The sequence below is a fragment of the Tolumonas lignilytica genome (assembly GCF_000527035.1).
Taxonomy (GTDB): Bacteria; Pseudomonadota; Gammaproteobacteria; order Enterobacterales; family Aeromonadaceae; genus Tolumonas; species Tolumonas lignilytica.
The window spans coordinates 2662501-2681817 of sequence record NZ_AZUK01000001.1 but is presented as its reverse complement, the minus strand read 5'-3'; the positions used below and the strand labels follow the sequence as shown (position 1 = coordinate 2681817).

18 protein-coding genes, 1 tRNA gene and 2 rRNA genes (1 of these 21 only partly in view) are annotated in these 19317 nt (G+C 44.8%); 5 read left to right on the top strand and 16 right to left on the bottom strand.

Translation table 11 applies throughout. From position 1 onward, the window contains the following. Window positions 1-28: 28 nt before the first annotated feature. The 10 genes from pdxJ to rpoE all read right to left on the bottom strand — a co-directional run bounded on the left by pdxJ (window position 29) and on the right by rpoE (window position 8514). The gene (pdxJ, locus tag H027_RS0112445; RefSeq protein WP_024872784.1) at window positions 29-760 is read right to left on the bottom strand and encodes a pyridoxine 5'-phosphate synthase; all 732 of its coding nucleotides are present in this window, start codon (window positions 758-760) and stop codon (window positions 29-31) included. Continuing rightward, window positions 757-1476: a DNA repair protein RecO gene (gene recO, locus H027_RS0112440; protein ID WP_024872783.1), complete on the bottom strand. Its 720-nt coding sequence runs from the start codon at window positions 1474-1476 to the stop codon at window positions 757-759. Before recO ends, pdxJ begins: the two co-directional genes overlap by 4 nt. Continuing rightward, on the bottom strand, window positions 1469-2374 hold the full coding sequence (era, locus tag H027_RS0112435) for a GTPase Era (protein WP_024872782.1): 906 nt from the start codon (window positions 2372-2374) through the stop codon (window positions 1469-1471). Before era ends, recO begins: the two co-directional genes overlap by 8 nt. Continuing rightward, complete coding sequence (gene rnc, locus H027_RS0112430) at window positions 2371-3042, bottom strand: ribonuclease III (protein ID WP_024872781.1); 672 nt, start codon at window positions 3040-3042, stop codon at window positions 2371-2373. Before rnc ends, era begins: the two co-directional genes overlap by 4 nt. Then, window positions 3039-3959, bottom strand: a complete 921-nt coding sequence (gene lepB / locus H027_RS0112425; RefSeq protein ID WP_024872780.1) for a signal peptidase I — start codon at window positions 3957-3959, stop codon at window positions 3039-3041. The genes rnc and lepB overlap by 4 nt, the downstream gene beginning before the upstream one ends. Window positions 3960-3964: 5 nt before the next feature. Continuing rightward, a complete protein-coding gene (gene lepA / locus H027_RS0112420) occupies window positions 3965-5761 on the bottom strand; it encodes a translation elongation factor 4 (protein WP_024872779.1) in 1797 nt (598 codons plus the stop codon). A gap of 141 nt (window positions 5762-5902) precedes the next feature. Beyond that, window positions 5903-6349 (bottom strand): SoxR reducing system RseC family protein, encoded by a 447-nt coding sequence (locus tag H027_RS0112415; RefSeq protein ID WP_024872778.1) that lies wholly within the window; start codon window positions 6347-6349, stop codon window positions 5903-5905. A gap of 11 nt (window positions 6350-6360) precedes the next feature. Continuing rightward, window positions 6361-7326 carry a MucB/RseB C-terminal domain-containing protein gene (locus H027_RS0112410; protein ID WP_038149283.1) on the bottom strand — a complete coding sequence of 322 codons (966 nt, stop codon included), beginning with the start codon at window positions 7324-7326 and terminating at the stop codon, window positions 6361-6363. A 7-nt stretch (window positions 7327-7333) separates the two neighbouring features. Then, the gene (locus H027_RS0112405) at window positions 7334-7894 is read right to left on the bottom strand and encodes a sigma-E factor negative regulatory protein (RefSeq protein WP_051448989.1); all 561 of its coding nucleotides are present in this window, start codon (window positions 7892-7894) and stop codon (window positions 7334-7336) included. A gap of 35 nt (window positions 7895-7929) precedes the next feature. Beyond that, window positions 7930-8514, bottom strand: a complete 585-nt coding sequence (rpoE, locus tag H027_RS0112400; protein WP_024872775.1) for an RNA polymerase sigma factor RpoE — start codon at window positions 8512-8514, stop codon at window positions 7930-7932. Window positions 8515-8683: 169 nt separating this feature from the next. Between rpoE and nadB the strand changes: the two genes are divergently transcribed. Continuing rightward, the gene (gene nadB / locus H027_RS0112395; protein WP_024872774.1) at window positions 8684-10297 is read left to right on the top strand and encodes an L-aspartate oxidase; all 1614 of its coding nucleotides are present in this window, start codon (window positions 8684-8686) and stop codon (window positions 10295-10297) included. Here nadB and H027_RS0112390 read toward each other — a convergent pair. Then, window positions 10291-10677, bottom strand: a complete 387-nt coding sequence (locus tag H027_RS0112390) for a protein YgfX (protein WP_024872773.1) — start codon at window positions 10675-10677, stop codon at window positions 10291-10293. The genes nadB and H027_RS0112390 overlap by 7 nt on opposite strands. Further along, window positions 10646-10858, bottom strand: coding sequence for an FAD assembly factor SdhE (locus H027_RS19380; RefSeq protein ID WP_420804660.1), 213 nt, complete (start codon window positions 10856-10858; stop codon window positions 10646-10648). The genes H027_RS0112390 and H027_RS19380 overlap by 32 nt, the downstream gene beginning before the upstream one ends. Window positions 10859-10993: 135 nt before the next feature. Between H027_RS19380 and ygfZ the strand changes: the two genes are divergently transcribed. The 4 genes from ygfZ (at window position 10994) to H027_RS0112365 (ending at window position 16751) form a co-directional block, all read left to right on the top strand. Next, window positions 10994-11905, top strand: a complete 912-nt coding sequence (gene ygfZ / locus H027_RS0112380) for a tRNA-modifying protein YgfZ (RefSeq protein WP_038149282.1) — start codon at window positions 10994-10996, stop codon at window positions 11903-11905. A gap of 443 nt (window positions 11906-12348) precedes the next feature. Further along, window positions 12349-13791: a PTS glucose transporter subunit IIBC gene (gene ptsG, locus H027_RS0112375; protein ID WP_024872770.1), complete on the top strand. Its 1443-nt coding sequence runs from the start codon at window positions 12349-12351 to the stop codon at window positions 13789-13791. A 473-nt stretch (window positions 13792-14264) separates the two neighbouring features. Beyond that, window positions 14265-15716: a PTS glucose transporter subunit IIBC gene (gene ptsG, locus H027_RS0112370; protein WP_024872769.1), complete on the top strand. Its 1452-nt coding sequence runs from the start codon at window positions 14265-14267 to the stop codon at window positions 15714-15716. A gap of 180 nt (window positions 15717-15896) precedes the next feature. Further along, the gene (locus H027_RS0112365) at window positions 15897-16751 is read left to right on the top strand and encodes a Tim44 domain-containing protein (protein ID WP_024872768.1); all 855 of its coding nucleotides are present in this window, start codon (window positions 15897-15899) and stop codon (window positions 16749-16751) included. Window positions 16752-16785: 34 nt separating this feature from the next. Here the strand turns inward: H027_RS0112365 and H027_RS0112360 are convergent, their stop codons facing one another. The 4 genes from H027_RS0112360 to H027_RS0112345 form a co-directional block, all read right to left on the bottom strand. Further along, on the bottom strand, window positions 16786-17226 hold the full coding sequence (locus tag H027_RS0112360; RefSeq protein ID WP_024872767.1) for an early set domain-containing protein: 441 nt from the start codon (window positions 17224-17226) through the stop codon (window positions 16786-16788). A 59-nt stretch (window positions 17227-17285) separates the two neighbouring features. Beyond that, window positions 17286-17361, bottom strand: a tRNA-Thr gene (locus tag H027_RS0112355). Window positions 17362-17395: 34 nt separating this feature from the next. Continuing rightward, window positions 17396-17510: ribosomal RNA gene (gene rrf / locus H027_RS0112350) — 5S ribosomal RNA — on the bottom strand. 75 nt (window positions 17511-17585) lie between these two features. Continuing rightward, a 23S ribosomal RNA gene (locus H027_RS0112345) occupies window positions 17586-19317 on the bottom strand (it continues 1155 nt past the right edge of the window).

Sequence of the window (19317 nt, the reverse complement as noted above, 5' to 3'; positions counted from 1 at the left end):
GTTTTTTAGGTTCGCACTAATGCACATGTCACTGACGCGCTTCCAGCATCAGGCGTTTCATTTCTGCAACCGCCTCCGGCAGACCACTGAATACTGCCCGGCCAATGATAGCGTGACCGATATTCAGCTCGATCATTTCAGGAATGGCGGCTATCGGCTGCACATTCTGATAATGCAAGCCGTGCCCGGCGTTCACTTTTAATCCTTTCTGCGTTGCATACGCGGCTGCTTCCGCGATACGGGCCAGCTCTTCCTGTTGTGCTTCTTCTGTTTCAGCATCAGCATAACGACCGGTATGGATCTCAATATAAGGCGCCCCGGTAGCAACCGCAGCATCAATTTGCACATGGTCGGCATCAATAAATAAAGAGACCTTTGTTCCGACAGCGGAAAGACGATTCACGGCATCCTGGATCCGGGCAATCTGTGAAGCCACATCCAAACCACCTTCCGTAGTAACTTCCTGACGTTTTTCCGGTACTAAACAGACAAACTGGGGTTTGATTCGGCAAGCTATCGAGACCATCTCGTCAGTCACCGCCATCTCCAGATTCATCCGCGTTTTAATAGTTTGACGCAGAATTTCAACATCACGATCTGTGATATGACGACGATCTTCGCGCAGATGCACCGTGATCCCTTCAGCTCCCGCCTGTTCCGCCAGTGCAGCAGCAAAAACAGGATCAGGATAGGCCGTGCCACGCGCGTTACGCAGTGTAGCGACATGATCAATGTTCACACCCAGTAAAATCTTGCTCACTCTGATCTCCTTGCTATGTATGCAGAATACAGCTCCCTGCTTTTCAGGGGCCGATTACCTAATAATGCCGCAAATGCCTGCCGACTAAAACGACGGGCCGCCGCCAAAACAGTACTGTCTGAAAAATCCTGTTCAGATATTCCTAATATTTCCCGACCAGAGAAAAACGAATGGTGTCGTAACGAGGTCGCGATAAAGCCCGACTCAAGCTCATAGCGATAAAAGCTATCGGGATCAATGGGTAAACCACTGTCCGCAGCGTAACAAAAATCCGTGCCGTATCCCAACTGTTGCAAGAGCAATAATTCAAATTGGCGTAGCAAGATTGAAACGACTTCTCGTTGCTCAGACAAAGCCAGTAAGACTTGGAAATAACTGCTAAACAAACCGGGATACTCAGCATCAGGCTCCAGTAGATAATAAAGCAGTTCATTCAAATATAAGCCACTGAATAAACGCTCACCCTGCAAGACAATTTGAGTGCTGCGAGTTTCAAGCTGTAACAGGGTTTTGAGACTACTTTTGCCACCGAAATGAATATGTAGTGGTAAAAAGGGCTGTAGCAGCCCCTTTAACGAAGAACGGGAAGAGCGGGAACCTTTTGCAACGACAGTCACTTTGCCCATCGATGCAACAAATAGATCCACCAGCTGACTGGTTTCCCGATATGGGCGGGTATGTAATACAAAAGCCGGTAATAACTCCGGCTCAGTCATCACCATAACCTAAACTACGCAGGGCGCGCTCATCATCAGCCCATCCGGACTTCACTTTCACCCACAATTCCAGAAAAACGCGTTGTCCAAACAAGCGTTCCATATCCAGACGCGCCTCGGTGCCGATCACTTTGAGTTTCTCACCCTTATTACCGATCACCATCTTTTTCTGGCCTTCACGTTCAACCAGAATCAGGGCATTGATATGAAATAAGCCGTCTTCTTCAACCTTAAAACGCTCGATCTCAACGGTGACTGAATAAGGCAATTCCTCGCCCATGAAACGCATCAGTTTTTCACGTACGATTTCGGAGGCCATAAAGCGTGAACTGCGATCGGTAATATAATCTTCCGGAAAATAGTGCTGCCCCTCCGGTAACAACTGCCGCGCCATCTCACGAATTTTCTCGACATTCGTACCTTTGGTGGCAGAAATGGGCATGATCTCAGCGAAATTTCCTTTTTGCGCCAGCCACTGCAAATGCGGAAACAACACCTCTTTATCTTTGATGTTATCGACTTTATTGACGGCCAAAACAACCGGGCAACGAACATGACGCAGCTTATTCAGCACCATTTCATCATCATCCGTCCATTGTGTACCATCCACAACAAACACCACCATTTCCACATCGCCCAGTGAACTGGTGGCGGCACGGTTCATTAAACGGTTGATGGCGCGCTTTTCTTCGATATGCAGGCCGGGCGTATCCACAAATATCGTCTGATAAGCGCCTTGAGTATCAATACCCAAAATCCGGTGCCGCGTCGTTTGCGGTTTGCGCGAGGTAATACTGACTTTTTGGCCTAATAATTTATTGAGTAACGTGGATTTACCCACATTAGGGCGGCCAACAATGGCCACAAAACCACAATAGGTCTTTTCTTCTTCCGTCATGCTAATTGCTCCAGTGCTTTTTCAGCAGCGGCCTGCTCGGCCTTTCTGCGGCTGGAACCAATACCAACAAACGCAGTTTCAATATCTTCAATAACACACTCAACCATAAATTGCTGATTGTGTGCTTCCCCTTTAACGTCTGTTACCGCATAAGTTGGCAGTGGGCGACGACGCCCTTGCAGAAATTCCTGCAACCGCGTTTTAGGATCTTTTTGTTCCACCCCAGGGCGGATCGCATCCAGTCTTTCGTTGTACCACTGCAATAACAGAGAACGGATCTTATCCAGATCACTATCCAGATAAATAGCCCCAATCAGTGCTTCAACTGTATCCGCTAAAATAGATTCTCGCCGATAACCACCACTTTTTAGCTCACCAGGCCCCAGGATCAGATAATCGCCCAGTGCAAATTCACGTGCTAATTCAGCCAATGTCTTTTCGCGCACTAATGTCGCCCGCATTCGGCTCATATCGCCTTCACTGACATTCGGGAAGCGATGATAAAGCACCTCAGCAATAACCAAGCTGAGAATTGAATCCCCTAAAAACTCTAACCGCTCGTTGTGACGAGAGCCTGCACTGCGGTGTGTGATAGCCCGGACTAATAAATCTTTATTCTGAAACTGGTAGCCTAGCTTTTGCTCTAAGCGTGGTAATTTATCATTCACTGAATACTGCCTATACGGTTAAAACGAACACCAGTAGGAATCCACTTAGGTACAGAACTACCTTCTGGTCGATCGAATTCAAAACTCATCCAGATAGCAACCGCTTTACCAACCAAGTTACGCTCTGGTACAAAGCCCCAGAAACGACTATCCAGACTATTATCGCGATTATCACCCATCGCAAAATAATGACCTTCAGGCACAACCCACTCCCCAACTGGCTGGCCTTCTTGCTGGTAATATTGACCTACACGATCCGGAATAAAGCTGTTCCGCAGAATGTCATGACTCTTAGCGGTTGTTAACTGCTCAGAATAATGTTCCAACGGCATCCCTAACTGTTGAAAAGCGCCAGTCTCGATGAACTTGGTATCAATTTTCTTCAATTCTGGGCAAACCTTACTGTCATGACAGGCCGGTTGCAGATACAACTCTTTATTACGGAAGATAATTTTATCTCCGGGTAAACCAATCACGCGTTTGATGTAATCAATACTTGGATCTTCTGGGTATTTAAAAACGATGACATCACCGCGTTGAGGATGACCTGTTTCAATAATGGTGTGATTGGTGATTGGGTCTTTTAAACCATAATCAAATTTGTTTACCAGAATAAAATCGCCAACCAGCAAGGTTGGCATCATTGATCCAGATGGAATTTGAAATGGTTCGTAGATAAAAGAACGCAAAACCAACACAGCGGCAATCACAGGGAAAATGCCTTTGCACTGTTCAACCCACACGGGTTCCATCATCAATTTTTCTATGGCTTCAGCGGTCAGTGGTGCTTTAGTTTGTTCCTGAGCTTTACGAGCTTTTGCCGCTCGCATAGGAACTAGAAACCAACGATCCAATAGCCAGACCAAACCGGTCACGACTGTGACAGCCACCAGAATCAGAGCAAAAGTATTAGCCATTTTAATTAGTTATCCTTTCCAACATGTAGGATAGCCAGGAATGCCTCTTGAGGGACATCAACCCGACCCAGCGACTTCATACGTTTTTTACCTTCTTTCTGCTTGTTCAGCAGTTTTTTCTTACGGCTGACGTCACCACCATAACACTTGGCCAAAACGTCTTTTCGCATCGCTTTAACTGTGCTGCGCGCAATAATATGGTTACCAATTGCAGCCTGAATAGCAATATCAAACATCTGCCGCGGGATCAGCTCACGCATTTTTTCCACCAACAGGCGACCACGAGACTGCGCATTATCACGGTGTGTAATGATCGCCAATGCATCAACACGCTCACCATTGATCATGATGTCCAGACGCACCATATCCGCCGTATCAAACCGTTTGAAGGCATAATCGAGAGATGCATAACCACGGCTGGTTGATTTCAGACGGTCAAAGAAATCCAGAACAACCTCGGCCATCGGAATTTCATAAGTCAGCGCTACCTGATTACCGTGGTAAACCATATTGGTTTGCACACCACGCTTTTCAATACATAAGGTAATGACATTGCCCAGATAATCTTGTGGCACCAGAATATGACATTCGGCGATCGGCTCACGTAATTCCTGAATGCTGGTGATAGCGGGTAAATTGGACGGACTATCAATATGAATCGTTGAACCATCAGTTTGCACGATTTCATATACTACGGTCGGTGCGGTCGTGATCAGATCAAGATCATATTCACGCTCCAAACGTTCCTGAATGATTTCCATGTGCAGCATGCCAAGGAAACCACAACGGAAACCAAAACCCAACGCGGTAGAGTTTTCTGGTTCGTAGAATAACGATGCATCATTCAGTGATAATTTTTCCAATGCATCACGGAACGCTTCATAGTCATCTGAAGAAATCGGGAACAGCCCCGCATAGACTTGTGGTTTCACCTTTTTAAAACCAGGTAATGCAGTTTCGGCGCCGTTCTTAGCTAATGTCAGTGTATCCCCTACTGGAGCACCATGGATATCCTTGATACCACAGACCACCCAACCCACCTCCCCGCAGGAGAGAGCCATGGTATCTTTTTGTTTCGGCGTGAAAATACCCAGACGATCTACGCCCCAAGACTGGCCGGTGCTCATGACCTTGATTTTATCGTTCTTTTTCAGGCTACCATTTTTGATACGAACCAATGACACAACGCCAAGATAATCATCAAACCAAGAATCAATAATCAGGGCCTGCAATGGCGCATCCGGATCACCCAACGGCGCCGGAATTTTTTTAACAATCTCTTCCAGAACCAGATCCACACCTAAGCCGGTTTTAGCTGAGCAACGAACGGCGTCCATCGCATCAATACCAACGATGTCTTCAATTTCTTCAGCAACACGTTCAGGTTCAGCTTGTGGCAAATCAATTTTATTCAGAACTGGCACAACTTCCAGATTCATTTCCATCGCGGTATAGCAGTTCGCCAGTGTCTGAGCTTCTACCCCCTGACCCGCGTCGACCACCAACAATGCCCCCTCACAGGCAGCCAGTGAACGAGACACTTCATAAGAAAAATCCACATGACCTGGCGTGTCGATGAAATTCAGTTGGTATGTTTCGTTATCTTTAGCCTTGTAGTTCAGCGTAACGCTCTGCGCCTTGATGGTGATACCACGCTCACGCTCAAGATCCATGGAGTCAAGAACCTGTTCCTGCATTTCACGTTCGGAAAGGCCACCACAAATCTGAATCAAGCGATCTGACAAAGTCGACTTACCATGGTCGATGTGGGCAATAATAGAGAAGTTACGAATATTCTTCATGAGGTCTTATTTATGTGATGACATGTAATTAACGACAATTTGGGCAGGATTTTACTGGATTAGCGGCGGCAGAGCTATGATTAGTAGCGACTGATTGCACTCCTGTCTTGAATGAACAGGAATGCAATCACTGAATGCTCATCAAACCATTTGAATGACAGGAATATTAACGCCCAAAATAACCGGTTTATACTCTTCTGAAGATAATCGGGATGAGCGAATGCGCATCAGCATAAATCCAATACATCCGCCGAGAAAGGCGCCCTCAATAGCAGGCCAATCATCACCTAACGGTGCAAAATACTGCCCGAGAATAGCGCCTAGCATGATGAAAAATAAGGGTAAAATATAAATCAATAATGCCCCTTTCACCAATTCATTCTCCGGGATACCAATTCTGACTTGCTGGCCAATTTCAAGGGACAAGGAACAAGCGATATCGATAATATGCTCACCCGCATGTTCACCCTCCGCCTTAATACTGCAGCTTGAGTTGTTTTCGCAATGGCCGCACGCCGATGTCCGTTTATATTCAACACTGACCAGCCCATCACGCATACCCACCACAGTGGCAATTGCTTCAATCATTGACAACCCCCTTACTGAGCGATTTGAACAGTCTCAGCTATATGTCGTAAACTGACTAGTGGTAATTCACCAACTACCGTGAGTGTTACGCCATCGTCCCGGACCAAACTCAAAATGGATGTTGCACCGTGAATTGCAACCTGTTCCCGTTCACGACTATTGAGCTTGGTTGACGATGGTGAAATATAGACAGAAACATCAACCAATCCGTCACTAAGCATAAAATAGTCCACTAATTCATCACTACCAATTAGTTTGTGTTGATCTGATGATAGAGAAACAAAACCTGAGGGCAACCATCCCAAAATCCACTGATGTGAAACAGGCGCAGCATGATAAATTTCATGACTTGTTTCGGCTGGAGGGACTTTCATCGCCGCCAATGCTTTAATATCAGGAGACTGCTCAGGCAAGAAACGAAAATCCATACCAAGATATTGTTCTACCATATTGCCTTGAGCATCATTGACGTCCAGTCGCAACAAAATACCGGTTTTCTGCTCCAACCAAAGCGTAAAATTATATTTTGTATCTTCCTTAGCTGTTAAACGTACAGATTGTGCTACTTGCCCTGCTATACGTCCTTTCCCTGTACTAACAACATCGTAATACTTTAACAACGTTTCTGGCGAACAGTTCAGAATTGAAAACCATAATCCAGGCAGTTTGGATTTTTGCAACGTATAGGAAACATCTGCAGATTCCGCGAACGTAACTTGTTTGTTTTTCCCCAGATATTCGACTGGACGACCACTTAAAGCCAACAGATGCGTTATTTCTGTACGGTCATTCCAACCATGGGTAAGACGCAAAGGTTCAAGCGTATTTTGTAGTATATGCGCCATTACCAATTCAAAATTGTTGTGATGATACCCACGTTGCATCTGAAATAACAAAGCCTCAGCAGATGGTTCAGCAGAGGCTTTAGTGATAGAGCAGATGAGGGTAAAACAAACCAAAATAATGCGAGACTTCAAAATTCAATTACCGCTCAATGGGAGATAAACGCTGTTGTAATTGATGATCCTGAATATATCGAGCAATCCGTTGACGCTCAGCTTGCAATTGCTGCTCAGTCATGACTGATGAAGATGGCAATGCATGCACATGCTCAGGATTGTAATTTACGCTCACCGGTGTAGCTGAACCACCAATAGGCACAGTATTTAATACCGGCCCTTGCTTGATCCCAGCCAGGTTATCGTGCTGCTGATTAATACCGACCAATACCGCCAGCGCAACTGAAGCTGCAATCGCATATTGTCCAGCAACCTGTACAAAACGTTTCACATTGGGCTTAACTACCGCAAAGAGATGACGTTCAGGTTTCACAATCATCGTTTCTTGCTCTAAAGCATCAGCAATTCGTTGAGAAAGCATCAAATCAAGCTGATTAGGCAATTCATCACGTAATGCATCACCAATAAGATGATAACGCTCCCAAGTTTCAAAGGTAGAAGGATCATTCAGTAGTGCATTCAACGTCTGTTCAGATTGCAACTGATTATCCATCAAAGCGGAAACATGTTCTTTTGATGTTGTCATACTAACCCGTTACTCCATTTCAAAGCAGGATAATCCTAATCTATTCCCTGCAGTACGGCCTTAAGACGATTATCAATAACTTCTCGTGCACGGAAAATACGAGAACGAACAGTGCCTACAGGACAATCAATAACCTCGGCAATCTCTTCGTAACTTAACCCTTCTATTTCCCGTAATGTAATCACAGTTCTTAAATCTTCAGGTAACGACTGCAGTGCATTGATGACTGTTTGACGCACCTGTTCAGATGAAAGCAACCGTTCCGGAGTTGCAATGTCCCGTAATGCATCACCTGAGTCATATTGTTCTGCATCAGCAATATCTACATCCATTCCTGGTGGACGACGGCCATTTGAAACCAAATAGTTTTTTGCCGTATTCACTGCAATGCGATACAACCAAGTATAAAAAGCACTGTCATTTCTGAATGAAGGCAAGAAACGATAAGCACTGATAAATACTTCCTGAACCACATCAGCAGTATCACCTGGATTGCTCACATAACGACTCACCAGATTCATTATTTTCCGCTGATATTTTGTCACCAACAGATTAAATGCCTGCTTGTCACCTTTTTGTACTCGCTCAACCAACTGTTGATCGATCTCTATATCGCTCATATCGACGCCGATTTCCTCCTGATTTGCACTATCGGCCCGAAGTAGCGCACTTAGTGAGACAGTATTTTTGGAGAAAAGTTCTATTCTCCGCAAAAAAACGTGATCCGGGCTGCACCTGACCATCAGTTGGGCTAGTATAAAGCTTTCATCATCAAGGCCAATGATACTTATGAAACAGAATGTTGAATACTCCTGCGATGTTTTGATCATTGGCAGTGGTGCCGCAGGCCTCACTTTAGCATTACGCTTAGCGGATCATGCAAAAGTGATGATATTGAGCAAAGGACCCTTAAGTGAAGGGGCAACCTATTATGCCCAAGGAGGCATCGCTGCTGTAGCTGAAGAAACAGATAGCATCGAATCACATGTCAACGACACATTAAATGCCGGTGCCGGATTATGCGATAAAGCTATTGTAGAGTTCACCGCAGAAAATGCAAAAGAGTCTATTGACTGGCTCATTCAGCAAGGCGTCCCTTTTGATAAAGAAGAAAACACATCTGAAGATGGAGAGCCTGCATATCACCTGACACGAGAAGGTGGGCATAGTCATCGCCGCATCTTTCACTCTGCCGACTCTACCGGCAAATATGTAGAAGTCACATTAGTTGATCGGGTAAAACAACATCCGAACATCCAATTAATGGAGCGATTCAACGCGGTTGACCTCATCACTACGCGAAAACTGGGGATTCCAGGCAACCGGATATTAGGCGCTTATATTTGGAATCGCACCAAAGAACAGGTTGAAACCGTCAGAGCCCGTTTTGTTGCTCTCGCTACAGGCGGCGCCTCCAAGGTTTATCAATATACCTCAAATCCTGATGTCAGTTCCGGTGATGGAATTGCTATGGCATGGCGTGCCGGTTGTCGAGTAGCCAATATGGAATTTAATCAATTCCACCCTACGACGCTTTTTCATCCCGATGACCGTAACTTTTTGCTGACCGAAGCATTACGAGGTGAGGGTGCACTGCTGAAACGGCCCGATGGCTCTCGTTTTATGCCTGAATTTGATTCTCGTGCAGAACTGGCACCCCGAGATATCGTCGCTCGCGCTATTGATTATGAGATGAAACGCCTGGGAGCTGATTGCATGTTCCTAGACATTAGCCATAAACCAGCTGATTTCGTCCGTAAGCATTTTCCAACTATTTATGAACGCTGCCTCAAACTGGGAATTGACATTACTCAGCAGGCAATTCCTGTTGTTCCAGCGGCACACTATACCTGTGGCGGGGTGATGAGTGACCGATTCGGGCAAACAGATATCCCAGGTCTTTATGCCATCGGTGAGGTTTCTTATACCGGTTTACATGGCGCCAACCGTATGGCATCTAACTCCATTCTGGAATGTATTGTTTTTGCTCAATCTGCAGCTAAAGACATACAAGCTCATTTACCCATGAGCAGTATGCCGCCATCGTTACCAGCATGGGACGAAAGTCAGGTCTCAAACTCAGATGAAGAAGTCGTCATCCAGCATAACTGGCATGAACTGCGGTTGTTCATGTGGGACTATGTTGGAATTGTGCGAACCAATAAAAGATTAGAACGCGCTAAACGACGCATTGATCTGCTTAAACAGGAAGTTCATGAATATTATGCCAACTTCCGAGTTTCAAATAATCTATTGGAACTGCGTAATCTATTACAAGTTGCAGAGCTAATTGTTCGCTCAGCCATGGCGCGTAAAGAATCTAGAGGATTACATTACAATCTGGATTACCCTGAACAACAGGATAACCCAGCACCAACCATTCTGATCCCTGGGGATTACTGAGTTCGCATATTGATCCGCCGGGCAATCCGGCGGTATTCGGCTTCGTCCATGCTGTCAGAAAACAACCATAAATGCGTTACCTTATCGCCATGTAAAACCAGCCAGAGAAAACCATATCCTACTTTAGATGCAGGCATGACATGGTAAAACTTCCCATCCATAAAAATTTCATCCCCGCGCATTTCAAATTCAAATTGGCGGTGATAGGCCTGATATAAAGACCAGAAAAGTGAACCGCCCCACATGATAAAAAAGACCAGCCACAAATGACCATGCAAACCTGTCCACGCCAACCATCCAACAATGATATGACCAATCACTAAAAACAATTGATGATGATGTGATGGTTCAACTCGAATGACGTGCCTGATGTTTTTCACGAATGACTCCCAATATTGATTGTAATGATAAATCTGATGGTGTTTCAGCCCGAAGCAAACATCGATATAACTCGAGATCAGAACAATTCAGTACACGTTGGAAATCACGCTGTAAAACATCAGAGAGTTCTGGATACTCATGTTCTAGGAAAGGAGCAAGAATTGTATCCAATTCAAGCATCCCTCTGCGACAAGCCCATCGAAGCCGTGATAAATCAGCGTTCATATGATGATTCCTCTTAATAATCTCAGCAATATCAGCTGACAAACAATAGTCCGTTATTTACCATGAATTACCATCCTTCAGTGGAAAAACATGATGAATGAAAAATTTTTATTCCCTTCAGAGCCTAGTGTATATCACTTGAATGATATAGCTGTGATCCGCCTGGAAGGTCCTGATGCAGAGAAATATCTGAATGGACAAGTTACTTGTGATGTAACTGCATTACCTATAGGGCAAAGCACATTAGGCGCTCATTGCACGCCTAAAGGTAAAGTTCTGGCGGTATTTCGATTGCTGAAGCGTAACCAAGACCTATTAATGCTCTACAAAAAAGAGTTAGCGGATGTTCAACTGGCTGAATTAAAAAAATATGCTGTATTTTCCAAAGTCACAATCAGTGACGTCAGTGAACAATATGACATATTAGGGATAGCTGGTGCTGGAACTGATATCTGGCAAGCAACACAAGTCAAGTCGGGGTCATTTACTGAAATAAACTGGATTCAAATAAATCCAGATCGTTGGTTTTTCCTGAAAGAGAAAGAACAACCGCTGAATCTATCCCTTCCAGAATGCATTGCGGTCAATTGGAAAGCTCTTGATATTATTGATGGTATTCCACAGCTCAGTAAGCAAACCCAAACAGAATTTATCCCCCAAGCACTCAACCTTCAGGCTTTGCACGGCATTAGTTTTACCAAAGGATGCTATACCGGCCAAGAAATTGTAGCCAGAGCGAAGTATCGTGGAGCAAATAATCGAGCTCTTTATATTCTAAAAGGGAGCGTCAATCAGCCCATAACAACTGAAACAGTGATAGAACGCCAGGTCGGTGAGCATTGGCGGATTAGTGGAACTATTCTCGACGTATGGCAACAAAAGAATCAAGTACTGTTAAGTGTAGTGTTACCAAGTGATACGCTGCCAGATAGCATATTTAGAGTAGAAAACGATCAAACCAGTACATTAACGCTAATTCCTGTGCCATATAGCGTTGAATAATTTTTAATTAATTTGATGTCCCAATTATTTCACTGATTGGGACTTTAAATTTATGACAACCGCACCAATCTATATATTTGTTGCAGCCCAATCTAATTATTTCTGCTCTATATACAGTTTACCGCAATCACACTTGTTACAAAGTGTTTCAATCAGAAACATCAAAATACAAAGCAAAATATAAAGACACAAAGAAACACATAAAAATATATTAGATATAATAAGTTACCTATTACCTATTATTGTTTCTAACGCAATAAATAAGAAACAATCATCTATGTGATCTGTATTTTATTTCTTTATTTATTCGCTTCTTAGAAAAATTAATTCAACTATCATAAACCTTGTTGAAATACACAGAATATAAATAGCGGTTTCTTTTAATTGAAACCCGTGTAATTCAATCCATTAATAGGACGCACACTCCTCAGGAGCTCATTTATATGAAAAATTTGTTCGCAAATCTTCAACAAGTCGGTAAGGCATTGATGCTGCCTGTATCCGTACTGCCAGTAGCAGGTATTCTGCTGGGCGTCGGTGCAGCAAAATTCAGTGTTCTGCCAGCAACTTTATCATCAATCATGGAACAAGCCGGTGGTGCCGTTTTCGGTAACATGGCATTGTTATTCGCAATCGGTGTAGCTTTAGGTTTCACCAAAAATGATGGTGTTGCAGGTCTGGCTGCAGCCGTTGGTTACTTCATTCTGACCAAAACAGTTAGCGTTGTTGCTCCCTTGCTGGCTGGTTTAAACCCAACTGCTGCTGATTTCGCAGCACAAGCTGAAAACGTTTCAAACGTCGGTGTTCTGGGCGGCGTTATCGCTGGCGGTATTGCTGCATATATGTTTAACCGTTTCTACCGTATTGAACTGCCTGACTACTTGGGCTTCTTTGCCGGTAAACGTTTCGTTCCATTGTCAACTGGTATCGTAGCCATTGTTGCTGGTGTTGTACTTGCTTTCATTTGGCCTCCAATCGGTGGCGCAATCAAAGCCTTCTCCCATTGGGCTGCGTACCAAAACCCAGCACTGGCATTCGGTATCTACGGCATCGTTGAGCGTTCACTGATCCCATTTGGTCTGCACCACATTTGGAACGCACCATTCTTCTTCGAAGTAGGTGAATACACCAATGCTGCTGGTCAGGTATTCCACGGTGAAATCGCTCGTTACATCGCTGGTGACCCAACTGCGGGTAACCTGGCTGGTGGTTACATGTTCAAAATGTACGGTCTGCCTGCTGCTGCTATCGCTATGTGGCACACTGCAAAACCAGAACATCGTGCTCGTATCGGCGGTATCATGATTTCAGCTGCGCTGACTTCATTCCTGACCGGTATCACCGAACCAATCGAATTTGCATTCTTGTTCGTTGCTCCAGTTCTGTATGCAATCCACGCTCTGCTGGCTGGTTCAGCGTTCGTAGTGATGATTCTGCTGGGTATGAAACACGGTACTACCTTCTCTCACGGTTTGATTGACTTCATTGTGCTGTTCTCTCAATCAACCAAAGGCTGGATGTTCCCAATCGTCGGTTTGATCTACGCAGCGATCTACTACACAGTATTCCGTGTAGCAATTGTGGCACTGGATCTGAAAACTCCTGGTCGTGAAGATGAAACTGCTGAAGACCTGGCCATGGATGCAACTGAAATGTCTGGTGAACTGGTTCATGCTTTCGGCGGTAAAGACAACATCACCAACCTGGATGCATGTATCACTCGTCTGCGTGTTAGCGTGAAAGAAGTTGCAAAAGTGGATCAAGCAAGACTGAAAGCGCTGGGCGCAGCAGGTGTTGTAGTTGCAGGTTCTGGTGTACAAGCAATTTTCGGTACTAAATCAGACAACCTGAAAACTGATATGGATCACTGGATTAAAACCCACTAATTACATAACAACTTAGGTTTCCATTTTTAACCCCTCTTCGGAGGGGTTTTTTATTGCTCACAAATCAATAAACAATTTAAATTAATTCATTTCGTAACAACATTTCATATTTAATAAACATTCATTCTTTGTGTATTCATTCCTTCCATTAGGAATGAATTTCAATTGAAGTTTCAAATGAAGGGAAAACAAGCAAAAAATCAATTACATTAACTTTCGATGTGATGTGTTTTGTAAAAAACATGAATGTAAAGCTACAACACGAAACCGTAAATCATATTATTAATAATAACTTACATCTTAATCTCTTGTTTTTTCACGGTATGTTCTCGAAAATGGCATTTACGATCTATGCTTCATTTTTATTAAAGCGTCACTGCTGACGCTTTAATTATTAGCAAAGATCTAATCACAATTAATGACTATAAAAAATTTTCTGGATTTCCCATCAAAACACTCATCAGGAGTTTTAAATGAGTAATGCATTTGCAAATTTGCAAAAAGTCGGTAAGTCGCTGATGTTACCGGTATCCGTGCTGCCTGTTGCTGGTATCCTGCTAGGCGTCGGTTCTGCTAACTTTAGCTGGTTACCAGCAGTTGTTTCTCAAATAATGGCTCAGGCCGGCGGCGCTGTTTTTGGCAACATGGCGCTCATTTTCGCGATTGGTGTTGCCCTTGGTTTTACAAACAACGATGGGGTAGCAGCATTAGCGGCAACAGTGGGTTATGCTATTTTAACCAAAACCATGACCGTTGCTGCACCATTCATTGCAGGTATTGCCCCATCAGCACCAGACTACGCTGTGGCGGTAGAGCACATGTCTAACACCGGTGTGTTAGGTGGTATCATCGCTGGTGCAATTGCCGCGTTCATGTTCAACCGTTTTTATCGTATCCAGTTACCTGAATATTTAGGTTTCTTCGCTGGTAAACGCTTCGTACCTATCATTACAGGTTTCTCTGTAATTCTAGCTGCAGTTGTTCTGTCCTTTATTTGGCCACCAATTGGTCATGCAATTGACGTATTCTCACAATGGGCTGCATATCAGAATCCAACATTGGCATTCGGCATCTACGGTGTTGTTGAACGCGCATTAGTTCCTTTTGGCCTGCACCATATTTGGAACGTACCATTCCAAATGCAAGTAGGCTCATTCACTAATGCTGCAGGGCAAGTTTTTCACGGTGACATTCCTCGTTTTATCGCTGGCGATCCTACTGCAGGTAAATTAGCTGGCGGCTTCCTGTTCAAAATGTACGGTCTACCTGCTGCCGCTATTGCAATTTGGCATAGTGCTAAACCAGAAAACCGGGCTAAAGTTGGCGGTATCATGATTTCAGCTGCGCTGACTTCATTCCTAACCGGTATCACTGAACCAATCGAATTCTCATTCATGTTCGTTGCACCAGTTCTTTATGCAATTCATGCAGTATTGGCTGGTCTGGCATTCGTGGTATGTATCACGTTGAATATGAGTGCAGGTACCAGCTTTTCACATGGCCTGATCGACTTCTTGGTCTTGAGTGTAATAGGCAACAAAGGTAGCAACTTGATCATGTTCCCAATGATCGGTGTATGCTATGCCGCTGTTTATTACTCAGTATTCCGTGCAGTCATCAAGTTCCTAGATCTGAAAACACCAGGTCGCGAAGACGAATCTGCTGACAATGCAGAATTATCAGGCACAGAATTGGCTGGCGAATTAGTTCACGCCTTCGGTGGTAAAGAAAACATTACCAATCTGGACGCTTGTATTACACGTCTGCGTGTTAGTGTAAAAAGCACAGAAAATGTTAATCAAACCAAACTGAAATCTTTAGGTGCAGCAGGCGTTGTCATTGCAGGTACTGGTGTTCAGGCTATTTTTGGTACTAAATCAGATAACCTAAAAACTGATATGGATCAGTGGATTAAAGCTAACTAATCAGCTATTCACTTATCTTTGCTTAACCCCTCGCCTAGCCGAGGGGTTTTTATTTCTGATAAATTTTCTATTTCTAGAAAATATTTCGTTTTTTCCGAAAAGAGCAACTTAACTAAATGAATTGACGGTTCGCTACTTCAGGATAGGATGTTACACAATGTAATCATCAAGGATAAAAGTATGCGTAAGTTGTTTTCCATGCTCACTATTTTTTCATTAATCTTCAGTATCTCATTGTTCTCGGAGCATGCGGAAGCAAAAAAATTTGGTGGGGGCAAATCATTTGGCCAAAGCTTCAAAACAGCACCCTCGCAACCTGCTCATACCATCAATACAGTCAATCCAACTATCAATAAGCAAATACAGCCAAATAAGAGCGGATTAATGGGCGGTTTATTAGGTGGTTTACTGGCTGGAGGACTTTTTGCGTGGTTATTGGGCAGTGGTGCGTTTAGTGGTCTTCACATGCTCGATATTTTGCTGATAGCAGGGATAGCATTCTTTATTATCCGCTTCTTACGCAATAAAAAATCAACGACAGCACACGGCTCACAACCCGCCTACAACATGCCCTATCAGGCCAGACAACCTGTTGAACCAGTATCCCAAGAATCAGGTAATGCCGGCTCTTCATCAATAACTACAGATGCAGTCCCTTTCGACTTACCTGCCGGATTTGATATCTCTACATTCATAAAAGAAGCTAATGATCATTACAAAACTTTGCAAACAGCCTGGAACGTAAATGATTTTTCAAAAATACAGGAATATGTAACACCTGATCTATTTAATGTTCTGAAACGGGAACGGGCAGAATATCCTGGGGAACAACACACTGAAGTTTTATATCTGAATTCTGAACTGGTCAGAGCTGACCGCAGAGCAAGTTCAGCACAACTCAGCGTACTATTTAAAGGCCGCTACCGCGATGTTGTTGAAGGTATTGAAGAAGATATAAACGAAATCTGGCATTTAGAACGAGATATTAAAGCTAACAATGCGTCGTGGATAATTGTTGGTATTGAAAACAAATAAACTCTCACAAAGCGCTGATATATCAGCGCTTTTTTTATTGAACTAATTTGACCAATGCGACTGCCCGACGATTCCGTAAATCCAGCACAAATTCATATTTACCAGCCAGTTCAGGCGTAAACGAAAGCTCATCTAAACAACTGTATGCCCGAACCGGGACAGGTGTATCCAGACTTAATTCAGCATCATCCATCGCGGCACCATAGTTCATAGCAGGCAACCAGCGAGCATCGGCAAATTTAAAATGGTAGGTTTTACCGGCTTCATGAAGCTCAGCTTTAACACTGAATACATTAGAGGATGTCTGCTGAACCTGATACTCAGAACGAGCATCCCAATCAGTCATATCACCGCGAAGGAATAATGCTGTATTTGAAGGTGTTACATTTGGTGAGACGTTACTCTGAGTACCTGATTGAGAGCTACATCCAGCGATTAATACACAAGCAATAACCGGTAATATACGCCACATCATCCCTATGCATCCTTAAGACAAAAAGCCCTGCAGATATCTGCAGGGCTTCATTCTTTTCATGGTGCTGATACCCAGAGTCGAACTGGGGACCTCACCCTTACCAAGGGTGCGCTCTACCAACTGAGCCATATCAGCACTTTTTTTCGGCTGACTTTCGTCTAATTTAGAAGCCTGGCAGTGTCCTACTCTCACATGGCGAATGCCACACTACCATCGGCGCTACAACGTTTCACTTCTGTGTTCGGAATGGGTACAGGTGGTTCCATCGCGCTATCGCCGCCAGGCATATTCGGTTCATTGGAAAGCTGTCATTCAATCAGTCAAACAAGCATTGGGGTTTGAAACCACTTGGGTGTTGTATGGTTAAGCCTCTCGGGTCATTAGTATGAGTTAGCTCAACGTATCACTACGCTTACACACCTCACCTATCAACGTCGTCGTCTCCAACGGCCCTTCAGAGGACTCAAAGTCCTAGGGATGACTCATCTCGTGGCAAGTTTCCCGCTTAGATGCTTTCAGCGGTTATCTTTTCCGAACTTAGCTACCGGGCAGTGCCATTGGCATGACAACCCGAACACCAGCGGTTCGTTCACTCCGGTCCTCTCGTACTAGGAGCAACCCCACTCAATCATCCAACGCCCACGGCAGATAGGGACCGAACTGTCTCACGACGTTCTGAACCCAGCTCGCGTACCACTTTAAATGGCGAACAGCCATACCCTTGGGACCAACTTCAGCCCCAGGATGTGATGAGCCGACATCGAGGTGCCAAACACCGCCGTCGATATGAACTCTTGGGCGGTATCAGCCTGTTATCCCCGGAGTACCTTTTATCCGTTGAGCGATGGCCCTTCCATTCAGAACCACCGGATCACTAAGACCTGCTTTCGCACCTGCTCGACCTGTCCGTCTCGCAGTTAAGCGGGCTTATGCCTTTGCACTAACCTCACGATGTCCGACCGTGATTAGCCCACCTTCGTGCTCCTCCGTTACTCTTTGGGAGGAGACCGCCCCAGTCAAACTACCCACCAGACACTGTCCCTGGCCCGGATAACGGGCTAAGGTTAGAACATCAAACATACCAGGGTGGTATTTCAAGGACGGCTCCATGACAACTAGCGTCATCACTTCAAAGCCTCCCACCTATCCTACACAGGTAGGTTCAATGTTCAGTGTCAAGCTGTAGTAAAGGTTCACGGGGTCTTTCCGTCTAGCCGCGGGTACACCGCATCTTCACGGCGAATTCGATTTCACTGAGTCTCGGGTGGAGACAGCGTGGCCATGGTTACACCATTCGTGCAGGTCGGAACTTACCCGACAAGGAATTTCGCTACCTTAGGACCGTTATAGTTACGGCCGCCGTTTACCGGGGCTTCGATCAAGAGCTTCGCTTGCGCTAACCCCATCAATTAACCTTCCGGCACCGGGCAGGTGTCACACCCTATACGTCCACTTTCGTGTTTGCAGAGTGCTGTGTTTTTGTTAAACAGTCCCAGCCACCTGGTCACTGCGGCTGACATTCGCTCCAAGAGTAAATCTCTTCACCAACATCAGCGTACCTTCTCCCGAAGTTACGGTACTATTTTGCCTAGTTCCTTCACCCGAGTTCTCTCAAGCGCCTTGGTATTCTCTACCTGACCACCAGTGTTGGTTTCGGGTACGGTTCTTTGTAACCTGAAGCTTAGAGGCTTTTCCTGGAAGCGTGGCATCAGTAACTTCATGACCGTAGTCACTTCGTCTCGGCTCTCGGAATATAGTACAGCGGATTTGCCTACCGTACTTCCCTACCACCTTTCACCAGCTCTACCAACCGCTGGCCTACTTAGCCTTCTCCGTCCCCTCATCGCAGTTACAAAAAGTGCAGGAATATTAACCCGCTTCCCATCGACTACGCCTTTCAGCCTCGCCTTAGGGGCCGACTCACCCTGCCCCGATTAACGTTGGACAGGAACCCTTGGTCTTCCGGCGAGGGAGTCTTTCACTCCCTTTAACGTTACTCACGTCAGCATTCGCACTTCTGATACCTCCAGCATGCGTTACCACACACCTTCACAGGCTTACAGAACGCTCCCCTACCACTTGCCTTACGGC

Coding starts and splice junctions, on each gene's coding strand:
- H027_RS0112360 (WP_024872767.1), bottom strand. CDS start 17,226: ATGATGTGGCGTATATTACCGGTTATTGCTTGTGTATTAATCGCTGGA.
- era (WP_024872782.1), bottom strand. CDS start 2,374: ATGACGGAAGAAGAAAAGACCTATTGTGGTTTTGTGGCCATTGTTGGC.
- H027_RS0112365 (WP_024872768.1), top strand. CDS start 15,897: ATGCGTAAGTTGTTTTCCATGCTCACTATTTTTTCATTAATCTTCAGT.
- ygfZ (WP_038149282.1), top strand. CDS start 10,994: ATGATGAATGAAAAATTTTTATTCCCTTCAGAGCCTAGTGTATATCAC.
- lepA (WP_024872779.1), bottom strand. CDS start 5,761: ATGAAGAATATTCGTAACTTCTCTATTATTGCCCACATCGACCATGGT.
- nadB (WP_024872774.1), top strand. CDS start 8,684: ATGAAACAGAATGTTGAATACTCCTGCGATGTTTTGATCATTGGCAGT.
- H027_RS19380 (WP_420804660.1), bottom strand. CDS start 10,858: ATGCTTGAATTGGATACAATTCTTGCTCCTTTCCTAGAACATGAGTAT.
- ptsG (WP_024872770.1), top strand. CDS start 12,349: ATGAAAAATTTGTTCGCAAATCTTCAACAAGTCGGTAAGGCATTGATG.
- lepB (WP_024872780.1), bottom strand. CDS start 3,959: ATGGCTAATACTTTTGCTCTGATTCTGGTGGCTGTCACAGTCGTGACC.
- H027_RS0112405 (WP_051448989.1), bottom strand. CDS start 7,894: ATGACAACATCAAAAGAACATGTTTCCGCTTTGATGGATAATCAGTTG.
- recO (WP_024872783.1), bottom strand. CDS start 1,476: ATGACTGAGCCGGAGTTATTACCGGCTTTTGTATTACATACCCGCCCA.
- rpoE (WP_024872775.1), bottom strand. CDS start 8,514: ATGAGCGATATAGAGATCGATCAACAGTTGGTTGAGCGAGTACAAAAA.
- H027_RS0112415 (WP_024872778.1), bottom strand. CDS start 6,349: ATGATTGAAGCAATTGCCACTGTGGTGGGTATGCGTGATGGGCTGGTC.
- ptsG (WP_024872769.1), top strand. CDS start 14,265: ATGAGTAATGCATTTGCAAATTTGCAAAAAGTCGGTAAGTCGCTGATG.